Here is a 19,894-nt window from a genome sequence, read left to right as displayed (position 1 = left end):
AAACCCAAATTGCCTTTGTCTGCCATCGGGCAGACTCAACAGCGACAATACCTACCTGTCAGACGCACACTGCCCGTACCAAATAAAATATTCTTAATATTCAAAGCATAAAAATCCAGCCAGCCGTAAAGCACAGAATACAACACACAAGCTGTAATACCACATCCGTTAAAATGGCATTGCGCCTTCAACACAATTCATTCCGTAAACATATTTTCAGCAAAACATCTTCCGGAAACGAACCGCATCACATCAGCCAGTTACAAAAAGCCATAATAAATCACTGAGCCGCCATAAACCCATGCATACATTAATATCTGCATTAATTTATTTCATATAATAATCAGACTACAAAACAAAGTTTTTATGTACAATTATCAGAATTAAATTTGAAAATTCATTCAAATAAAAATACACACATCTTTACCCGCACGATCAGCAACCCGAAATTTTTATCAACACATGCTTTCTTCCGGTTTCAGTGCCAGACACAATCCGGCATACAACCTGCATAGTTACCATCTTTAGTGCAGGTCTTAATACCGGTAAATAGATATTCAGGCATTAAGAGCACGAATATCCGGCAGGAAGCAACTGATATCAAAGGATTAATCATGGTACGAGTAAACAAATTCAACCGGCAGAATAAATTTAAAAAAATAAACCGGCAACAAACAGGCAGTGATAAACAGCCCCAAAGCAAAGGCAAAATCAGCCCGGAAACACAGACATCTGCACGCACCGCAACCCCTTCCCTGCTTTTGCGCCTGTATCATTACTATTTCAACCCTGATAAAACCGTAAGAAGAAAAAACCGCATAAGCTCACTGCAAACAAGCGCCAGATTCTCCGTATTAATATGTATTGCTTTAATTATCTTTGCATCGGTCAGAAATATTATCAGATTAAAACATGCCAGCATCACCAACACACACACTTTACAGAATTCCGGTATCAAAAATACACCTGCTCCCATCAAAATCCGCAATAGCAGTACACAATCCCGAAACAAAGAGCACAAAATCCGGCAAGAACATCATTAACCAGATAAATTTTTAATAGTCACATACCGTATTATTAGCGAGAGAATAATAACAGAGAAAATAATTTATAATATCAAATAAAACCATCGGCATATCTAACCAATCCGGCAAAATTAACAGCTGAACGTTTTATCTTTATATTCAGGATTTAGCTGTTAATTTATTTTTCCACTGGTCTGTATTCCTATTTATTTTTATTGCTTTATTAAAAATAATTAAATACATCCATCAGCATTTTATGCAAATATATTATCAATAACCAGCACGGAACTGGAGATTTGTTATTATTCAAACGATATTTGCCATATTCACTGCGGATAATAAAACGCCACTGCCCCAATAGAGGAACAATGGCGTTATTTTAATAAAATTCCAGATTCCGGCTATGGCTAAATCAGCCGGCTTTTTTGCAAAGACAACAGTTCAGGCTTGCCGGCGCAAGCTTACTTGCATCGGTAAATTGTCAGCCGGCGACCACAGCTAGCCTGCAAAACTTATTTACTGCTAACCGGCAACTTGCCCTGCTGCTCCAGTTCCTTTATATATTCGGGCAGAATCACCTGCTTAATATTTGCCCGCTCCTGTTTGATTGCATCCATCTTAGCTTTATTGCGCCGGTAATCTGCCATGGATTTAATTGACGGGCGCGGTGTACATAGTTTCTGGCTTTTCGCGAATAGTTCAAACTGTTTTTTTACTACTTCCGGTGCATTTTCCTGTCGGGTACCGTAATCAATAAAAATCTGATTACAGGCCAGAAAATGCACTGTGATATTTCTTACCTTGCCAAAATCATCACCAGCAAATGCTGGCGGTGGTGGTAATGGGATTACTGCGGAATAGTTTTCATAATATTGCCTCATTATACTTTTTTGACTTTCATCAAAATTAACTCCCGGCATATCTAACATACGTGCTTTCCAGCCTGGGTAAGGTAAAACCTCCCAGTTGATACGTGCTGTCATACCCGGTTTCCATTTCGCAGGCAAATAGGCAGCTCCACAAGTAGATCCTCCACCAAAGCGTTTTTTACCAACTTCATAATCGTCAACACCATTAGTATTCGGAATGCAGCCACCATTGATTGAGCCGCCGGAAATATTTTCATAGACGTATACAAGTGCCTCTACCGGCGCGGCATAGGATTTGTTTTTGCCGGAAGTAACGCCGACAAAAGGTTCGAAGCCGCCGCCACAGGAGGTGATGGCGGTAGCCGACAGCAGCAATAAACTTAGCCGAATAAGGCGGCTTGCAGTAAATATTTTTCTTCCAGACATTTAATACTCACTCTATTTTTATTTTAAAAGTTACTACAGATAATATTCAAAGCCCGTTATGTGTCGTCTATTTACCAGTAACCGGCAGTTTTCCCTGCTGCTCCAGTTCCTTTATATATTCCGGCAGGATTACCTGCTTAATATTTGCCCGCTCCTGTTTGATTGCATCCAGTTTGGCTTTATTACGCCGGTAATCTGCCATGGATTTAATTGATGGGCGCGGTGTGCATAGTTTCTCACTTTTCGCAAAAAGCTGGTAATGCATCGGGGTATTTCTGCCTTCTTCTACTGTACCGTAAGTAATATACAATTGATTACAGGCCAGAAAATGCACTGTGATATTCCTTACTTTGCCAAAATCATCACCGGCTGATGGCGGTGGAGGCGGTAAAGGAATTACCGCTGAATGATTTTCATCATATTGATCAATAATAGCTGATTCTTTTTCATCAAAATTCACACCGGGCAAATTTAACATTTTTGGATGCCATTTAGGATATGGTAGCACTCGCCAGTGAATTCGCGCAGTCATACCCGGCTTCCATTTCGCCGGCAGATAGGCAGCTCCACAAGTAGATCCTCCACCAAAGCGTTTTTTACCAACTTCATAATCGTCGACACCATTAGTATTCGGAATGCAGCCACCATTGATTGAGCCACCGGAAATATTTTCATAGACGTATACAAGTGCCTCCACTGGTGCAGCGTAGGCTTTATTTTTACCGGAAGTAACGCCGACAAATGGTTCAAAACCGCCGCCACACGAGGTAATAGCGGTAGCCGATAGCAGTAATAAACTTAGCCGGATAAAACGGTTTACGGTGAATATTTTTTTACCAGACATTTAATGCTCACTCTTCTATTCTTGTTTAAAAAAACACTACAGATAATATTCACAGCCCGTTATATGTCTATTTCCCAGTAACCGGCAGCTTGCCCTGCTGCTCCAGTTCCTTTATATATTCGGGCAGAATCACCTGCTTAATATTTGCCCGCTCCTGCTTGATTGCATCCATTTTTGCTTTATTGCGCCGGTAATCTGCCATGGATTTGATTGACGGGCGCGGTGTGCATAGTTTCTGGCTTTTCGCAAAAAGCTGGTAATGCATCGGGGTATTTCTGCCTTCTTCTACTGTACCGTAAGTAATATACAATTGATTACAGGCCAGAAAATGCACTGTGATATTTGCTACCTTGCCAAAATCATCACCGGCAGACGGTGGCGGAGGTGGTAATGGGATTACTGCTGAATAGTTTTCATAATATTGCCTCATTATACTTTTTTGACTTTCATCAAAATTAACTCCCGGCATATCTAACATACGTGCTTTCCAGCCTGGGTAAGGTAAAACCTCCCAGTTGATACGTGCTGTCATACCCGGTTTCCATTTCGCCGGCAGATAGGCAGCTCCACAAGTAGATCCTCCACCAAAGCGTTTTTTACCAACTTCATAATCGTCGACACCATTAGTATTCGGAATGCAGCCACCATTGATTGAGCCACCGGAAATATTTTCATAGACGTATACAAGTGCCTCCACTGGTGCCGCATAGGATTTGTTTTTACCGGAGGTAACACCAACAAACGGTTCAAAACCGCCGCCGCAGGAGGTGATGGCGGTAGCCGACAGCAGCAATACACTTAGCCGGATAAGGCGGCTAGCGGTGAATATTTTTTTACCAGACATTTAATGCTCACTCTTCTATTTTTGTTTTAAAAAGCACTACAGATAATATTCAAAGCCCGTTATGTGTCGTCTATTTACCAGTAACCGGCAGCTTGCCCTGTTGCTCTAATTCTTTAATGTATTCCGGTAGAATCACCTGCTTAATATTTGCCCGTTCCTGCTTAATTGCATCCATCTTAGCTTTATTACGCCGGTAATCTGCCATGGATTTGATTGATGGGCGGGGGGTACATAGTTTCTGGCTTTTCGCAAAAAGCTGGTAATGCATCGGGGTATTTCTGCCTTCTTCTACTGTACCGTAAGTAATATACAATTGATTACAGGCCAAGAAGTGAACAGTAATATTTCTTACCTTACCAAAATCATCACCGGCAGATGGTGGTGGAGGGGGTAATGGTATTACGGCTGAATGATTTTCATCATACTGAGCTATAATAGCTGCTTCATTTTTATCAACATTTACACCGGGTAAATCTAAACCTCTAGGATTCCACCTAGGATAAGGTAAAACGCGCCAATATATACGTGCAGTCATACCCGGTTTCCATTTCGCCGGCAAATAGGCAGCTCCGCAAGTAGCACCACCGCCGTAGCGTTTTTTACCAACTTCATAATCATCAACACCGTTGGTTCCCGGAATACAGCCACCATTAATCGAACCTCCGGACATATTTTCATAGTTATATTCCAGTGCCTCTACCGGCGCGGCATAGGATTTATTTTTACCTGAAGTAACGCCGACAAAGGGTTCGAAGCCTCCGCCACAGGAGGTAACAACGGTTATCGACAATAACAATAAACTCAGTCGGATAAGGCGGCTTGCCGTAAATATTTTTCTTCCTGACATTTAATGCTCACTCTATTTTTATTTTAAAAGTTACTACAGATAATATTCAAAGCCCGTGATATGTCTATTTACCAGTAACCGGCAGCTTGCCCTGTTGCTCCAGTTCCTTTATATATTCCGGCAGGATTACCTGCTTAATATTTGCCCGTTCCTGCTTAATTGCATCCATTTTTGCTTTGTTACGCCGGTAATCTGCCATGTTTTTTACTATAGGGCGCGGCGTACATAATTTTTCGCTTTTAGCAAAAAGTTTATAATGCATGGGCGTATTTCTGCCTTCTTCTACTGTACCGTAAGTAATATACAATTGATTACAGGCCAGAAAATGCACGGTGATATTCCTTACCTTGCCAAAATCGTCACCGGCAGATGGTGGGGGTGGTGGTAAAGGAATCACCGCTGAATAATTTTCAGCATACTGATCCATAATAGCTGATTCTTGACTATCAAAAACCAATCCGGGTTTATTTAATACTTTTGGTTGCCAATCAGGATAAGGCAAAACCCGCCAGTTAATACGTGCAGTCATACCCGGTTTCCATTTTGCCGGCAGGTAGGCTGCTCCACAAGTAGCACCACCTCCATAACGTTTATGACCTACTTCATTATTAGCTATACCATTAGTTCCGGGAATACAGCCACCATTGATCGAACCTCCTGACAGATCTTCATAATTATATTCCAGAGCCTCTACCGGCGCTGCATAGGATTTGTTTTTACCGGAGGTAACACCGACAAAAGGCTCAAAACCGCCGCCGCAGGAGGTGATGGCGGTAGCCGACAGCAGCAATACACTTAGCCGGATAAGGCGGTTTACGGTGAATATTTTTTTACCAGACATTTGATTCTCACTCTTTTTGGGTTAAACACTGTGATTACTGCATTGTGTATTTAATAATTGATTTCGTAGCTGCATCTCTGATTTCCGCTTTATTCCGGTTTTTGTTATCGTCCTGTTACCGGTACTGCTTACATCTGTCAGTTTTTATGCAATGATATTACCAATATCTGGCGCAGAAACGGAAATTTTTTATTAGTCGAACCGGTATTTACACTGCGGATAATAAAACGCCACTGCACCCGTATGGGAACAATGGCGTTATTTTAATAAAATTCCAGATTCAGGCTATGGCTGAATCAGCCGGCCTTTTTGCAAAGACAACTGTTCAGGCTTGCCGGCGCAAGCTTACTTGCACCGGTAAGTTGTCAGCCGGCGACCATAGCTAGCCTGCAAAACTTATTTACTGCTAACCGGCAGCTTGCCCTGCTGCTCCAGTTCCTTAATATATTCGGGCAGGATTACCTGCTGGATATTGTCACGTTCTTTTTTAATTGCATCCATTTTGGCTTTATTGCGCCGGTAATCTGCCATGGATTTGATTGACGGGCGGGGGGTACATAGTTTCTGGCTTTTCGCAAAAAGCTGGTAATGCATCGGGGTATTTCTGCCTTCTTCTACTGTACCGTAAGTAATATACAATTGATTACAGGCCAGAAAATGCACTGTGATATTCCTTACCTTGCCAAAATCATCACCGGCAGATGGTGGTGGAGGTGGTAATGGTATTACCGCTGAATGATTTTCTTCATATTGATCTATAGCTGCTGATTCTTTTTGGTCAAAATTAACCCCTGGTAAATTTAACATCTTTGGACGCCATCCTGGATAAGGCAGAACTGTCCAGTAAATGCGTGCAGTCATACCCGGTTTCCATTTTGCTGGTAGATAAGCGGCACCACAGGTAGAACCACCACCAAAGCGCTTCTTACCAACTTCATAATCATCGACACCATTGGTATTGGGAATACAACCACCATTAATTGAACCACCATGTACATTTTCATAATTGTATTCAAGAGCCTCTACCGGCGCGGCATAGGATTTGTTTTTACCGGAGGTAACACCGACAAAAGGTTCAAACCCGCCGCCACAGGAGGTGATGGCAGTAGCCGACAGCAGTAATAAACTTAGCCGGATAAGACGATTTACGGTGAATATTTTTTTACCAGACATTTGATTCTCACTCTTCTTGGGTTAAACGCTGTGATTACTGCATTGTGTATTTAATAATTGATTTCATAATTGCATTTGTACCTTCCCCTTTATTCAATTGTTAGCCATTGTATTACTTCCGGCATTTATTCCATATATCAATATATTACACAATTATACGCAGTAGCGCAGTATATTTGTTAACAGCTTAAACAATTAAGCGGCGATGATAAGGATTCTGGCTATGCGCTTTACTCACGTACAGGCAGAGCAGCAGAATAAAACGCCATTGCCCCGGCATGGCGGCAATGGCGTTGCAACAAAGGCAGCGTGAATACAACGCTGCGTGCCGCTTACGGCTACAGCAGCCAGCTTTGCAGTACTTTTTTAATCAATTCGATTTTTTGCGGCGAAATCGCCTGCATCTGCGGCGGAATATTACCGCTTTGCAGCTGCTGCAACAGGCTGGCGATTTCCGGCTGGCTGCGGCTGGCAATGTTTTCCGGCAGATACTGGTTGATTTCCAGATCGCCGAGACCAAGCCGGTTGAGCGCGGATTTACCCATCTGCTCTACTGCCTGATCGTAAATATCGCCGCTGCTGTTGTTGTAAAAAGCCTGCGCAAGGGTTTGCGGATCCTGTGCACCGCTCTCCAGCAAGGCAGTACTGTTTTGCGCGCTGATGCGGCTGTTTTGCTGGTACTGGCTGATTTGCTGGCGTAAATGCTCGGCCAGACTGTCTTTGCTGATGTCTTCCAGACCGGGCGGCTGCATCAGGCTCGCCTGCGGCAGCGCCGCTACCGGATCGGAATAAACGGTCATCCCCTGCTTAAGGGCTTCCTGCAACTGCTGCTTATCCAGTGTGCCGGCTTTAGCCTGCTGCACCGCATTTTCCAGCTGTTTCTGATTTTCGGTAACCTTATCCAGCATTTGTTTCACCTGCTCAGCCTGCTGCTTCAGCTGGGCATTGGACTCTTTCATCTTATCCAGCGCTTTTTGCTGCTCGGTAAGCAGCTCGCGGATTTCATTCAGATTCTTGATGGTTTCATCACTGCTCTGAATAACCTGACCGAGGGTCTTATCGAGAAATTCCTTATCGGTCCACGGCTTCTGCTTGTCATATTCGGCTTTAATCTGCTGGGTGGCGGTTTGCAAATCCTTGGTGAACTGACGCAGCTTTTTCAGATTGTCGGCAGTCGGCAGAATTTTACCGGTATCCGGATCAATAGCCAGTGCCTGATAGTCCTGAGTAAGCAGATTCCATGCGGCTCTGTCTGCATCGGTAACAAACAGCTCGGGATTATTCAGACCAATCAGAATATAGGCCGGATTGCCGTATTTCACGCTCATATAGGCGCTGCGGGCAATCCCGGCTATCCCGACCACGCGATTGGCCAGCAGCACCGGCGACAGCGGTTTATTTGAAAAGCCGCCGCTGAACACCAGACGGTGGGCAAAATAGCTGGTAAACGGTTCGCGGCTTTGCAGCAGCGAATCATGCATAAACCAGGCGCGCGAATCATGAATCTGGTCGTCGAAAATCTGCACCATCTGCGGATAATTGGCGGAATATTTTTCTGCATGGTTTTTCAGCCGGTTGATAATCGCCGTTTTCTCACTCAAATCTGCCTTTTGCAGCCGCTGCCAGATATCCATCACCGAACTTGTAGCCAGTTCGAGGCCGTGGAGATTCTTCTGATAGCGCTGGCGCAGGACATCGAGCAGAGTACCGGTAACCAGTGCGCCTTTATCGGCATTCTTGAACATCTCGCTGATTTCCTGCGTTGAATAATCCCATGGCATTTTGGTTTTATTCTCGCCTTTCTGCCCTTTACCGTCTGCCGGTGCACTACCGCCTGCCGGCGGACCTGAGGCAACAATATTTTTCGCCAGTGGCGGCAGCGGAAGGGTATTGGTATTACCCGATGCAGGCGTTTTAAGATCAGCAACTTTCGCGCCGAAATACAGCTCATCGCCATTATCATGGATGTCTTTGTATTCAGCCGCCTCGTCGTCGTTATTCAGCATATACATGCTGCCGGCAAACAGGGTATCAAGCAGGAAACCGGCGGAGAGCATATTCTCCAGATGAAATTCATGCAGATAATCGGCTTTAAAATCCTTGGCGCCTTCAATCAAGTCCCAGCCATCGTTGCCGGGTACGTAATTTTTATTGATAATGCCATCGAGAAACTCCTGCCGTTTTTCTTTCGGAATATCCTCGAGACCGGCCTGCTTCCACATTTCATCATTATCGGCAACCGGCTTATCGGGGAAATTGCCTTTACCGGCTTCGTTGGCTTCTTTACGCCCCTTATTGATAATATCCGTACGGCCGTTTTTAGTTTCTTTGTCTTCCTTTTCTCCGACGCTGCCATCCTTCGTAAGCTGTAAGCCGAGAAAACGCGCATAGCCGGCGATACCGGAGCGTACCCAGCGCAAAATCCGATAGGCAGTAAAATGATGGACTTGCTTTTGCAGTGCGGTGCTGATATTCGAGGTTTCCAGCGTTTTCAGCCAGGCATTAAAACGCTCCACCATTTCGGGCTGAGTATCAAACTCGCTTTCAGTATCCTTATCCATAAATTCATAGTTACGAACTTGAAAGCGTGGATGCTTCTGCATATCTTTCTTTAAAGCCGGATGATCCTGCCATACTTGCAGAGGCATCCCATGCTGCCAGCAGCGCGCATACATATCATGCAGAGTAATTTGTGACAGCACATGCCCCATACCATAATTACTCTTAAACTGCTCACCGGGCGGATAACCGCCGCCAATATCGGAATGCACACCGGGGTAGATATATTCCTTGAAATTGCCTTTCGGATAGCCGCCGTCAACACAGATACTGTCAACAGAAAAGCTTTTGCGCTGCTCATGCGCGGAAACAAAGTGGTAGCAGTTTTTAATAAAACCGGCGCTGCCGGCGCGCTGCAGCGACATGGTGCCATGCGCCCATGAGCAGTGGCCGGTAACCATAGCCACCAGCGGCGACATACCAACTGTGGCAACGGTATCAAACAAGCCACACATCTCCACATAAATCGGGATACCGAGCAGTTTCAGCTCTATGCCCTCATAGGGTTTTTCTGCTTTCTTATCATCGGCCTTAGCCGGTTTGTTGCCTTTCGGAGCACTGGCGCTCATGGTAGCAGCCTGCGCCTGCACCCGCTGCATGGCGGCTTTGGTAGCGCTGCTGTTTACCGGCGCGGCGGCGGTAGGAGCCGGCTGCTTGGCTTTATCCTTGTCCTGCTCGTCTGATTTGTCTTTGTTTTTCGCCTCGGCTTCCTCTTTGGCTTTAGCCTCTGCCGCAGCACGGTCGTCTTTACGCTGTTTGATGCGCTCTTTCTCCTGCTCCGCCATCAGCTTTTCCAGCTGCTCGCGTGCGTCAGCATTTTCATCACGGTCGAGCAGATAGTCGAGCAGCCAGTTCATAAAGGTGCGCGCCTCGGCGGCACCGCGGGAAAAGCCGACCACATACAGCTTAATTGCATCGGGTAATGGTTTGGAATCCGGGCGCTGCAAGGTATCCAGAAAGCTGTCGAGCTGGCTTTTGCGTCCGGCACGCGAATCCATACCTTTTACCATTTTCTGCGCGGTTTCCAGTGATAACTCTTTTATATTAAATATTTCACTGATACCTAAGCTATCGCAGATACGGGTTAAACCCCAGTTTATCCGTGCCTGGCCGAACTTCGCCAGCGCCTCGCCGAGCATCCCCGGATCATCATCGCCGATTTCCTCAAAGCGGGTGCCGACGCCCTGAATATAATGCTTAAACCAGCCGTATTTAATCATTTCCTTATCACGGTTACTTTCTCCCGGTGTACCGCCGGCACCCATACAGGCATGAAACAGGCGCGCCGCATTGGATGTACGCGGATAAGTATACGGCTTAATCAGCTTTGCCTGCTGAGCAGCGGCATCTTTAAGCGGATCAAGCTGCTCTGGGGTCGGTGGCGTGGCACCGGAAACTACTTTATCGGCTTTTTCATGATTATTGGTGCCATCAAAAAAGAAGTTGATTTTAAGCACTTTCTGGCACGGCTTGGCTTTAGTGCGGTCGACAAAATTATTGTCTTTGCGGTTTTCCTGGATGCTGCTGATGGAAGCCGGCAGGCGGCCACCGGCAGCAGTGGGAAACTCATCCGGTTTAAGCACGCCCGGCCACTGAAATTCAATCGGCTTAATCGTCGGCAAATACGGCTTAAGCTTATCGCCGATCTTTTTTCCGATACTCGGCGGTTTGTCCAGAGGGGGTACTCCCGGCCCGGTTTGCGGCAGAAATTTGTCGTCGGGCTTGTTACCATTCGCTGTTGTATTCGCCGGTGTTTTAGCGCCCGGTTTTTGACCTTGCTGCGAAGCTGCCGGCTTATTCGGCTGGTTTTGCCCGGACTGGGGCTTGTTCGGCTGGTTTTGCCCGGACTGCGGCTTGTTCGGCTGGTTTTGCCCGGACTGCGGCTTGTTCGGCTGATTTTGTCCAGACTGCGGCTTGTTCGACTGGTTTTGCCCGGACTGCGGTTTTTTCGGGTTGGCAGGAGGCGGATGATTGGCAGCATCGGCAGCGTCACCATCCTTATAAATTCCGAAATCATTCTGCTCTGGCGAGTGGCCGGCAGTGATGCTGTCTATACTGATTCCTTTATTGTGCGGATTATTCGGCGTTGGCAGCGGCGCTTTGCCGCCACCCGGCTTGCCCGCTCCTGCGGCACCGGCAGGTTTATCGCCTGCACCCGGCTTACCGCCTGCGGCACCGCCACCGGCAGGCTTTCCGCCTGCACCCGGTTTACCGCCGCCGGCACCTCCCGGCTGCGGAGCACCGGCAGGTGCATTCGGCTGTTTTTTATTATCGTCGTTACTCGCCATAACTGGTTTCCCTCTTTAACTAAGAAATACAAATAAGCTGAGTGCCGGTGGCCGGTAGTACTTCGTATTGTGAGGCAGGCTGATTCTGTTTGCCCGGATGCCGACGCTGCTCCCTGGTCTGTGCATTTATGCCGATATAAGCGCTATCTGAATGCACCATTTCCGTAACCACTTATTTTAACATATTTAATACAATTTCTGTAGTTTTGTTTACATAATTATAAACAAAAACACAATTTAAAAACGCAGCCATACCGGCAAGCTGCGGTATGGCTGCGAAAAATTAAATGATATTTTATTTACTCGGCGTAGGTAATTTGCCCTGCTGCTCGAGTTCTTTAATATATTCCGGCAAGATTACCTGCTTAATATTTGCCCGTTCCTGCTTGATTGCATCCATTTTTGCTTTATTGCGCCGGTAATCTGCCATGGATTTGATTGACGGGCGCGGGGTACATAGTTTCTGGCTTTTGGCAAAAAGCTGGTAATGCATCGGGGTATTTCTGCCTTCTTCTACTGTACCGTAAGTAATATACAATTGATTACAGGCCAGAAAATGCACTGTGATATTCCTTACTTTGCCAAAATCATCACCGGCAGACGGTGGAGGGGGGGGTAATGGTATTACTGCTGAATAGTTTTCATCATATTGATCAAGAATAGCTAATTCTTTAGGATCCCTAACCATTCCAGGGACATTTAGTCCTCTGGCATGCCAGCCCGGATAAGGCAATACACGCCAGTATATACGTGCAGTCATACCCGGCTTCCATTTCGCCGGCAAATAAGCTGCACCACAAGTTGCACCGCCACCATAACGTTGTTTGCCAACTGCATAATCGTCTATTCCCGGTGTTTTGGGAATACAACCACCATTGATTGAGCCGCCGGACATATTTTCATAGTTGTATTCCAGTGCCTCTACCGGCGCAGCATAGGATTTGTTTTTACCGGAAGTAACGCCAACAAAGGGTTCGAAACCTCCGCCACAGGAGGTAACCGCAGTTACCGACAGCAGTAGTAAGCTCAGCCGGATAAGACGGCTTGCCGTAAATATTTTTCTTCCAGACATTTGATTCTCACTATTCTTAAATTGATACGGTATTTTTATGCAATATTCGGTGTTAACTTTGTATTAGCAGCCGTGTCTGATTTGCCGGCTTTATGCCGGTTTTGGTTGATGGTATCGCTTCCGGCTTTTACTACCTATATCAATATTTTACACAATTACCACTACCGGCGCAGAATATTATTTACATTAATATGCTGAATATAATTAATTTTCCGAACTAAGACATTATTTATGTATATATTAATTTTTTACAGCATAATATTGCGATATTCTGGTTTTTATTTAGTTTTATGGCTATGCGGGATTAATTCCGTTGTGGTGAAAGTGTCGGTTGCAGCGCCGGCGATGGCTATCACTGTTGCCGTTGCCAAATCAACCGGCGCACTAAGCAGCAAAAACCGCCAGTCTATTTACCAGTAACCGGCAGCTTGCCCTGCTGCTCCAGTTCCTTTATATATTCGGGCAGAATCACCTGCTTAATATTTGCCCGTTCCTGCTTGATTGCATCCAGTTTAGCTTTATTACGCCGGTAATCCGCCATGGATTTGATTGACGGGCGCGGTGTGCATAGTTTCTGGCTTTTCGCAAACAATTTGTAATGCATTGGCGTATTTCTGCCTTCCTCGACTGTACCGTAAGTAATATACAATTGATTACAAGCCAGAAAATGCACTGTGATATTTGCCACCTTGCCAAAATCATCACCGGCAGATGGTGGTGGAGGTGGTAATGGTATTACTGCGGAATAGCTTTCATCATATTGATCAATAATAACTGACTCTTTACGATCAAAAACTAATCCTGGTTTATCTAATACTTTTGCGCGCCAACCTGGATAAGGAAAAACCCGCCAGTTTATACGTGCTGTCATACCCGGTTTCCATTTCGCCGGCAAATAGGCAGCTCCACAAGTAGCACCACCACCGTAACGTTTTTTGCCCACCTCATAATCATCTACACCATTAGTACCGGGAATACAGCCACCATTGATTGAACCACCATCTATATTTTCATAGACGTATACAAGTGCCTCGACCGGCGCAGCATAAGCTTTGTTTTTGCCGGAAGTAACGCCGACAAAAGGTTCGAAGCCTCCGCCACAGGAGGTAACCGCGGTTACCGACAGCAGTAGTAAGCTCAGCCGGATAAGGCGGCTTGCCGTAAATATTTTTCTTCCAGACATTTGATTCTCACTATTCTTAAATTGATACGGTATTTTTATACAAAATTCGGTGTTAACTTTGTATTAGCAGCCGTGTCTGTTTTTTCTGCTTTATGCCGGTTTTAATTGATGGTATCGCTTCCAGCTTTTATTACATATCAATATTTTACACAATTACAGCTACCGGCGCAGGATATTGTTTACATTAATATGCTGAATATAATTAATTTTCCGGACTAAGACATTATTTATGTATATATTAATTTTTTACAGCATAATATTGCGATATTCTGGTTTTTATTTGTTTTTATGGCTATTCCGGTTTCATTCCGTTGTAGTGAAAGTGCCGGTTGCAGCGCCGGCGATGGCTGTTACTGTTGCCAAATCAACCGGCGCACTAAGCAGCAAAATCTACCAGTCTATTTACCCGTAACCGGCAGCTTGCCCTGCTGCTCGAGTTCCTTTATATATTCCGGCAGGATTACCTGCTTAATATTTGCCCGCTCCTGCTTGATTGCATCCATTTTGGCTTTATTACGCCGGTAATCTGCCATGGATTTGATGGATGGGCGCGGCGTACATAGTTTCTGGCTTTTCTTAAATAGTTCAAACTGTTTCTTTATTGCCTCACGGGTATCATCGTCTGTAGTACCGTAATCAATATATAACTGATTACAGGCCAGAAAATGGACAGTGATATTACTTACTTTGCCAAAATCATCACCGGCAGACGGTGGCGGAGGTGGTAATGGGATTACTGCTGAATAGTTTTCACTGTATTGCTGAATTGTTGCCCGTTCTTTTTCGTCAAAATTTAATCCAGGCAGATTTAATACTCTGGCATGCCAACCCGGATAAGGCAAAACCCGCCAGTTAATACGTGCCATCATACCCGGTTTCCATTTTGCCGATAGATAAGCTGCTCCACATGTAGAACCACCACCATAACGTTTTTTACCTACCTCATAATCATCTACTCCAGGGGTATTCGGTATACAACCACCATTGATTGAACCACCGGAAATATTTTCATAGACGTATACAAGTGCCTCCACTGGTGCAGCATAAGCTTTGTTTTTACCGGAAGTAACGCCGACAAAAGGTTCGAAGCCTCCGCCGCAGGAGGTAACCGCGGTAGCCGACAGCAGCAATAAACTCAGCCGGATAAGGCGGCTTGCCGTAAATATTTTTCTTCCGGACATTTGATTCTCACTATTCTTGGATTGATACAGTATGTTTATGCAAAATTCGGGGTTAACTTTGTATTAGCAGCCGTGTCTGATTTGCCGGCTTTATGCCGGTTTTGGTTGATGGTATCGCTTCCGGCTTTTATTACATATCAGTATTTTATACAATTACAGCTATTAGCGCAGAATATTGTTTACATTAATATGCTGAATATAATTAATTTTCCGGACTAAGACATTTTTATGTAGATGTTAAGTTTTTTACAGCATAATATTGCGCCAGTCTGGTTTTTATTTATTTTTATGGCTATGCGGGATTCATTCCGTTGTGATGAAATTGCCGGTTGCAGCGCCGGCGATGGCTGTCACTGTTGCCAAATCATCCGGCGCACCAAGCAGCAAAATCTGCCCGTCTATTTAGCAGTAACCGGCAGCTTGCCCTGCTGCTCCAGTTCCTTTATATATTCCGGCAGAATTACCTGCTGGATATTTGCCCGCTCCTGCTTGATTGCATCCATTTTGGCTTTATTGCGCCGGTAATCTGCCATGGATTTGATTGATGGACGCGGAGTGCATAGTTTCTGGCTTTTCGCAAAAAGCTTATAATGCATGGGCGTATTTCTGCCTTCCTCAACTGTACCATAAGTAATATACAATTGATTACAGGCCAGAAAATGCACTGTGATATTCCTTACCTTGCCAAAATCATCACCGGCAGATGGTGGTGGAGGTGGTAATGGGATTACTGCTGAATAGTTTTCATAATATTGCCTCATTATACTTTTTTGACTTTCATCAAAATTAACTCCCGGCATATCTAACATACGTGCTTTCCAGCCGGGGTAAGGTAAAACCTCCCAGTTAATACGTGCTGTCATACCCGGCTTCCATTTCGCCGGCAGGTAGGCAGCGCCACAAGTAGCGCCACCCCCGTAACGTTTTTTGCCCACCTCATAATCATCTATACCATTAGTCCCGGGAATACAACCACCATTAATTGAACCACCAGAGATATTTTCATAGACGTATACAAGTGCCTCCACCGGCGCAGCATAAGCTTTGTTTTTACCGGAAGTAACGCCGACAAAAGGCTCAAAACCGCCGCCGCAGGAGGTAATGGCGCTAGCCGACAGCAGTAATAAACTCAGCCGGATAAGGCGGCTTGCGGTGAATATTTTTCTTCCAGTCATTTAATGCTCACTTTATAGATACAAAAGACAATATTAGTTTCTGTGGCCTACAGATTTAATCAATAATAGATAGCGGACTATCATCCGATAAATGTGCTTACTGTATTTTATCTGCACTAAATCTGTTTGTTATTGAATTAAACAAACAGTATAGCAATGGATTAATCATATTGAGCAATGCTAATTCACTCTCAACAGATTGAATATTATATTTAATTTTTACTGATGAAGGTTTGATTTATGTCGAAAATTTGTATATGAATCAATTTATTAAGATTGATGGAATTGATATTTCTTCTTTAGGACTGGTTGTTGAAATAATTTCGATAAAGTTGATTATAAATAATTAATAAGGATCGTTGAAAGACGCGCCGGCTCTCTGTAATCATTAATATATAATTAAAATGTATCTGTTAATCATTTGATATATAAATGAAAATATTCAGGACTATAATAGTGACCTGATTGTTAAAATTTTTTCGATATGTAACAAAATGTATAACTCAGAATATTAAGCTGAATTAATGATGAATTTTATAAAAAATTTATTTTGTTCTTATCTTACTCGGATTTGCTGGGTTTATTTCAGCCGCAGATAATTGGGTTGCTTCACTTTTTTTTACCCGATATTTCAGTGGATTTTGGCAGCCCTATTTCTCAGGCAAGTATTATTTTAACTGCATATCTCGTTCCATATGGTGTGCTGCAACCGTTTTATGGCTTTTATAGTGATTGGTATGGCTGTAAGTAAATACTATTACTCCTCTTCAGAAGCAGAATTAATTAAATGTTTAGAAAAAATTTTTTATATCAGTCAATCTGAGTTAAATAGATCGCAGCAGAAATTTTTAATGCATTTTCAAATTGGTATGAAGACAAAGAGTACATCGGTAATTGCAAAAAATAAACTTAAAAAATCTAATAAAGAATTTATTAAATATCGTGATTTACAGGGTGACTTTGCTTATTCGTTAGGGGGTGGAGCAATTGGTAATGCTCTAAATATGTTAAAATACACTTATTTAGCTGAACTAAATTTTCAACGAACAAAACAACTTGATCTTTATTGGTCTGATTGTTTGTAACTGCTATAAAATTTTTTCTTCTTATTGTTATTGCATAAAAATAAAGTTATATATTGTTATTCTTAGTATGTAATAAGACATTCAACAAAAGATTGATATAGTTATGAAACTCACTTTTTTAGGAACAAGCTCAGGTTCACCAACCGCCGAGCGCAATGTAAGTAGTATTATGCTCGATCTCCGACAAGAAAGAGGGCGATTATGGCTTTTTGATTGTGGTGAGGCAACTCAAATGCAAATGCAGAAAGCAAAATTCAGCTTAGCCAAATTAGAGATGATATTTATAACACATTTGCATGGTGATCATCTGTTTGGTTTACCAGGTGTTTTAACTACACGTTCATTAACTCAAAATCAATCGGAACTAACTTTGATTGGCCCTAAAGGTATCAAACAATTTATTCAAACTGTGATTGATATTAGTTATTCCTGGATAACTTATCCTTTAAACATTATTGAACTTGATCAAGATGGTTTGGTATTTGAAGATACTAAATTGCGGGTTGAAGCCAAATTATTAGCGCATCGGGTACCTTGTTTTGGTTATCGTGTTATTGAAAAGGATTCATCACCTGTCTTAGATATCGACAAATTACAGCAAGATAATATTAATCCTGGTCCACATTATGCCTATTTAAAAGAAGGTAAAACAGTAACACTAGCTGATGGCCGTGTCATTGATGGTCGTAATTATCTTGGTGATTTTAAACAAGGGAAAAAACTGGCTATTTTAGGTGATACAGTACCTTGTGATGCTTCAATTGAATTAGCTAAAGATGTTGACGTACTTGTGCATGAAGCAACGCATGAAAGTGCATTAGGACAAAAAGCAATTGAGCATGGTCATTCTACCACTGTTCATGCAGCCACGATTGCTAAACAAGCCAATGTTAAAAGATTGATTATAACGCATATAAGCCCCCGATATTCTCTCAATGACAATGCTAAATTAGTTAATGAGGCTAAGAGCATTTTTATCCATACTGAAATCGCAACTGATTTTGCTACGTTCCAAGTATAGAAGAATATGCCGACATTATCGGCTAGTTTGCTGATGTTTCAATTAGTAATAAAATTTCGCAAGAAAAGCTCATTGAGCCTGAAATTTATAGATTTTGTAAAAAATATTCAGGAGTCTGTACCGTTTCATTTTTTATTCAGAATAAAATCATTAAATACCCATTACTTTAGGAAAATAAGAAATATGCAGTATATTTCTTAATTTTTATCCAGAGCAGATTTTATTTAGTAATAAGCTTGGATGAACTTTAATGATCTGTTTTAAATTAGCATTCCTAATTTTTTCATCCAGTTCACATAATCATCTGCACTTTTATCTATATCTTTTTGTGTAATTTTATCGGGATAGTCTGGCTCATTATTTGCGCCATAAATTGCAAAAACGGGCTGATAATCAGCCTTAACGTAATTTATTGTTAATTCAAAGGGGCTGAGAATTTGCTCAAGTGTATATTTATAATGTCCTGTTTGAGAATAGTCCGCTTTCTTTATACCTGCCGAAACAGCTAAACCAATTTTCTTACTTTTTAATTTATCGCCTAAGGCACCAAATGCCCATCCGTAAGTGAAAACGTCATCTAACCATTGTTTTAATAATGGTGGACAATTAAACCAATATATCGGAAATTGAATTACCAAATTTTGATGATTTTCAATTAAGTTTTGTTCGAAACCAGAGTCTATTTTATAAGAGGGATAGTAAGAATATAAATCATGTATGGTTACTTGTTCATGATACTGATTTAATCTATTAACCCAGCATCGGTTAACACTTGAAGAGGCTAAGTGAGGATGAGCAACAATCACTAAAGTGCGTTTCATTGTTAAATATTCCTTCTATATTTTTATCAATAATTAAGTCATACTAATATTAATACGATTAATTTTGAAGTACGGTAATTACTGTTATGTACTATCTTTATGGAAAGTATCTACATGGAAAATCATCATTGTGCCGAAGATCATTTTGAGGATAGTGGATTTAATTACACTCTCTCAATGATTCGAGGTAAGTATAAAATTGTTATTCTTTATTGGTTAAACGAAAATCAACCCTCAATGCGATTCAATGAACTTAAACGAAGCATTAATCATATTTCTTTTAAGACACTGAGTAATACCCTAAAAGAGATGGAAAAAGATAAATTAATTTTTAGAAAAGAATATCCGCAAATTCCACCTAAAGTGGAATATGGGTTATTAGAACGAGGTAAATCTTTAGTTCCTATTTTAGATATGCTTTGCCAATGGGGAAATAATCATAAAAATGACTCATTATCATAATCTGAAAAAACTTTATCCGCCGACATTGTCGGCGTATTTATATGACTAAAGGCAGAATTTGGTGGCGGAAGGATTGGTAATCCTGGAAGCTTTAAATTATCAAATTCTATTTATGGTATTTCTTTGCCTGATCTTTATTCCTCTGCTGATTACAATACGCAGTAAAGATATATAAATC

The 19,894-nt window shown here is 42.7% G+C and carries 16 protein-coding genes; 4 read left to right on the top strand and 12 right to left on the bottom strand.

Annotated features, from left to right (window positions below):
- Positions 1-614: 614 nt before the first annotated feature.
- The gene (locus SALWKB2_RS02050) at positions 615-1,043 is read left to right on the top strand and encodes a hypothetical protein (protein ID WP_025330028.1); all 429 of its coding nucleotides are present in this window, start codon (positions 615-617) and stop codon (positions 1,041-1,043) included.
- A gap of 494 nt (positions 1,044-1,537) precedes the next feature.
- On the opposite strand, the gene SALWKB2_RS02045 is transcribed toward SALWKB2_RS02050, so the two are convergent.
- The 11 genes from SALWKB2_RS02045 to SALWKB2_RS01975 form a co-directional block, all read right to left on the bottom strand.
- On the bottom strand, positions 1,538-2,320 hold the full coding sequence (locus SALWKB2_RS02045) for a DUF3304 domain-containing protein (protein ID WP_025330027.1): 783 nt from the start codon (positions 2,318-2,320) through the stop codon (positions 1,538-1,540).
- Between the two features lie 67 nt (positions 2,321-2,387).
- Positions 2,388-3,164 carry a DUF3304 domain-containing protein gene (locus SALWKB2_RS02040; RefSeq protein WP_025330026.1) on the bottom strand — a complete coding sequence of 259 codons (777 nt, stop codon included), beginning with the start codon at positions 3,162-3,164 and terminating at the stop codon, positions 2,388-2,390.
- Between the two features lie 67 nt (positions 3,165-3,231).
- Entirely contained in the window at positions 3,232-4,008 is a 777-nt protein-coding gene (locus SALWKB2_RS02035; RefSeq protein WP_025330025.1) for a DUF3304 domain-containing protein, read from the bottom strand.
- A gap of 70 nt (positions 4,009-4,078) precedes the next feature.
- Positions 4,079-4,855 (bottom strand): DUF3304 domain-containing protein, encoded by a 777-nt coding sequence (locus SALWKB2_RS02030; protein WP_025330024.1) that lies wholly within the window; start codon positions 4,853-4,855, stop codon positions 4,079-4,081.
- 64 nt (positions 4,856-4,919) lie between these two features.
- Complete coding sequence (locus SALWKB2_RS02025; RefSeq protein WP_025330023.1) at positions 4,920-5,696, bottom strand: DUF3304 domain-containing protein; 777 nt, start codon at positions 5,694-5,696, stop codon at positions 4,920-4,922.
- Positions 5,697-6,092: 396 nt separating this feature from the next.
- Positions 6,093-6,869, bottom strand: a complete 777-nt coding sequence (locus tag SALWKB2_RS02020; protein WP_025330022.1) for a DUF3304 domain-containing protein — start codon at positions 6,867-6,869, stop codon at positions 6,093-6,095.
- Positions 6,870-7,207: 338 nt separating this feature from the next.
- Entirely contained in the window at positions 7,208-11,716 is a 4,509-nt protein-coding gene (locus tag SALWKB2_RS02015; protein WP_025330021.1) for a T6SS phospholipase effector Tle1-like catalytic domain-containing protein, read from the bottom strand.
- A 295-nt stretch (positions 11,717-12,011) separates the two neighbouring features.
- Complete coding sequence (locus tag SALWKB2_RS02005) at positions 12,012-12,788, bottom strand: DUF3304 domain-containing protein (RefSeq protein WP_025330020.1); 777 nt, start codon at positions 12,786-12,788, stop codon at positions 12,012-12,014.
- A gap of 406 nt (positions 12,789-13,194) precedes the next feature.
- Positions 13,195-13,971, bottom strand: coding sequence for a DUF3304 domain-containing protein (locus SALWKB2_RS01995; protein ID WP_025330018.1), 777 nt, complete (start codon positions 13,969-13,971; stop codon positions 13,195-13,197).
- Between the two features lie 398 nt (positions 13,972-14,369).
- Entirely contained in the window at positions 14,370-15,152 is a 783-nt protein-coding gene (locus SALWKB2_RS01985; RefSeq protein ID WP_025330016.1) for a DUF3304 domain-containing protein, read from the bottom strand.
- 398 nt (positions 15,153-15,550) lie between these two features.
- Positions 15,551-16,327: a DUF3304 domain-containing protein gene (locus tag SALWKB2_RS01975; protein ID WP_025330014.1), complete on the bottom strand. Its 777-nt coding sequence runs from the start codon at positions 16,325-16,327 to the stop codon at positions 15,551-15,553.
- A gap of 716 nt (positions 16,328-17,043) precedes the next feature.
- Here SALWKB2_RS01975 and SALWKB2_RS11540 point away from each other — a divergent pair.
- Together SALWKB2_RS11540 and rnz are read left to right on the top strand one after the other, a co-directional pair.
- A complete protein-coding gene (locus tag SALWKB2_RS11540) occupies positions 17,044-17,412 on the top strand; it encodes a lysozyme inhibitor LprI family protein (RefSeq protein ID WP_025330013.1) in 369 nt (122 codons plus the stop codon).
- A 103-nt stretch (positions 17,413-17,515) separates the two neighbouring features.
- Positions 17,516-18,433: a ribonuclease Z gene (gene rnz, locus SALWKB2_RS01965; protein WP_025330012.1), complete on the top strand. Its 918-nt coding sequence runs from the start codon at positions 17,516-17,518 to the stop codon at positions 18,431-18,433.
- Positions 18,434-18,693: 260 nt separating this feature from the next.
- On the opposite strand, the gene SALWKB2_RS01960 is transcribed toward rnz, so the two are convergent.
- Positions 18,694-19,254, bottom strand: a complete 561-nt coding sequence (locus SALWKB2_RS01960; protein ID WP_025330011.1) for an NAD(P)H-dependent oxidoreductase — start codon at positions 19,252-19,254, stop codon at positions 18,694-18,696.
- Positions 19,255-19,368: 114 nt separating this feature from the next.
- Between SALWKB2_RS01960 and SALWKB2_RS01955 the strand changes: the two genes are divergently transcribed.
- Positions 19,369-19,716 carry a winged helix-turn-helix transcriptional regulator gene (locus SALWKB2_RS01955; protein WP_025330010.1) on the top strand — a complete coding sequence of 116 codons (348 nt, stop codon included), beginning with the start codon at positions 19,369-19,371 and terminating at the stop codon, positions 19,714-19,716.
- Positions 19,717-19,894: the final 178 nt, after the last annotated feature.

This window comes from Snodgrassella alvi wkB2 (genome assembly GCF_000600005.1).
GTDB classification, from domain to species: Bacteria; Pseudomonadota; Gammaproteobacteria; order Burkholderiales; family Neisseriaceae; genus Snodgrassella; species Snodgrassella alvi.
This window is presented reverse-complemented; position numbering and strand designations above follow the sequence as displayed.

Coding starts and splice junctions, on each gene's coding strand:
- SALWKB2_RS02050 (WP_025330028.1), top strand. CDS start 615: ATGGTACGAGTAAACAAATTCAACCGGCAGAATAAATTTAAAAAAATA.
- SALWKB2_RS02045 (WP_025330027.1), bottom strand. CDS start 2,320: ATGTCTGGAAGAAAAATATTTACTGCAAGCCGCCTTATTCGGCTAAGT.
- SALWKB2_RS02040 (WP_025330026.1), bottom strand. CDS start 3,164: ATGTCTGGTAAAAAAATATTCACCGTAAACCGTTTTATCCGGCTAAGT.
- SALWKB2_RS02035 (WP_025330025.1), bottom strand. CDS start 4,008: ATGTCTGGTAAAAAAATATTCACCGCTAGCCGCCTTATCCGGCTAAGT.
- SALWKB2_RS02030 (WP_025330024.1), bottom strand. CDS start 4,855: ATGTCAGGAAGAAAAATATTTACGGCAAGCCGCCTTATCCGACTGAGT.
- SALWKB2_RS02025 (WP_025330023.1), bottom strand. CDS start 5,696: ATGTCTGGTAAAAAAATATTCACCGTAAACCGCCTTATCCGGCTAAGT.
- SALWKB2_RS02020 (WP_025330022.1), bottom strand. CDS start 6,869: ATGTCTGGTAAAAAAATATTCACCGTAAATCGTCTTATCCGGCTAAGT.
- SALWKB2_RS02015 (WP_025330021.1), bottom strand. CDS start 11,716: ATGGCGAGTAACGACGATAATAAAAAACAGCCGAATGCACCTGCCGGT.
- SALWKB2_RS02005 (WP_025330020.1), bottom strand. CDS start 12,788: ATGTCTGGAAGAAAAATATTTACGGCAAGCCGTCTTATCCGGCTGAGC.
- SALWKB2_RS01995 (WP_025330018.1), bottom strand. CDS start 13,971: ATGTCTGGAAGAAAAATATTTACGGCAAGCCGCCTTATCCGGCTGAGC.
- SALWKB2_RS01985 (WP_025330016.1), bottom strand. CDS start 15,152: ATGTCCGGAAGAAAAATATTTACGGCAAGCCGCCTTATCCGGCTGAGT.
- SALWKB2_RS01975 (WP_025330014.1), bottom strand. CDS start 16,327: ATGACTGGAAGAAAAATATTCACCGCAAGCCGCCTTATCCGGCTGAGT.
- SALWKB2_RS11540 (WP_025330013.1), top strand. CDS start 17,044: ATGGCTTTTATAGTGATTGGTATGGCTGTAAGTAAATACTATTACTCC.
- rnz (WP_025330012.1), top strand. CDS start 17,516: ATGAAACTCACTTTTTTAGGAACAAGCTCAGGTTCACCAACCGCCGAG.
- SALWKB2_RS01960 (WP_025330011.1), bottom strand. CDS start 19,254: ATGAAACGCACTTTAGTGATTGTTGCTCATCCTCACTTAGCCTCTTCA.
- SALWKB2_RS01955 (WP_025330010.1), top strand. CDS start 19,369: ATGGAAAATCATCATTGTGCCGAAGATCATTTTGAGGATAGTGGATTT.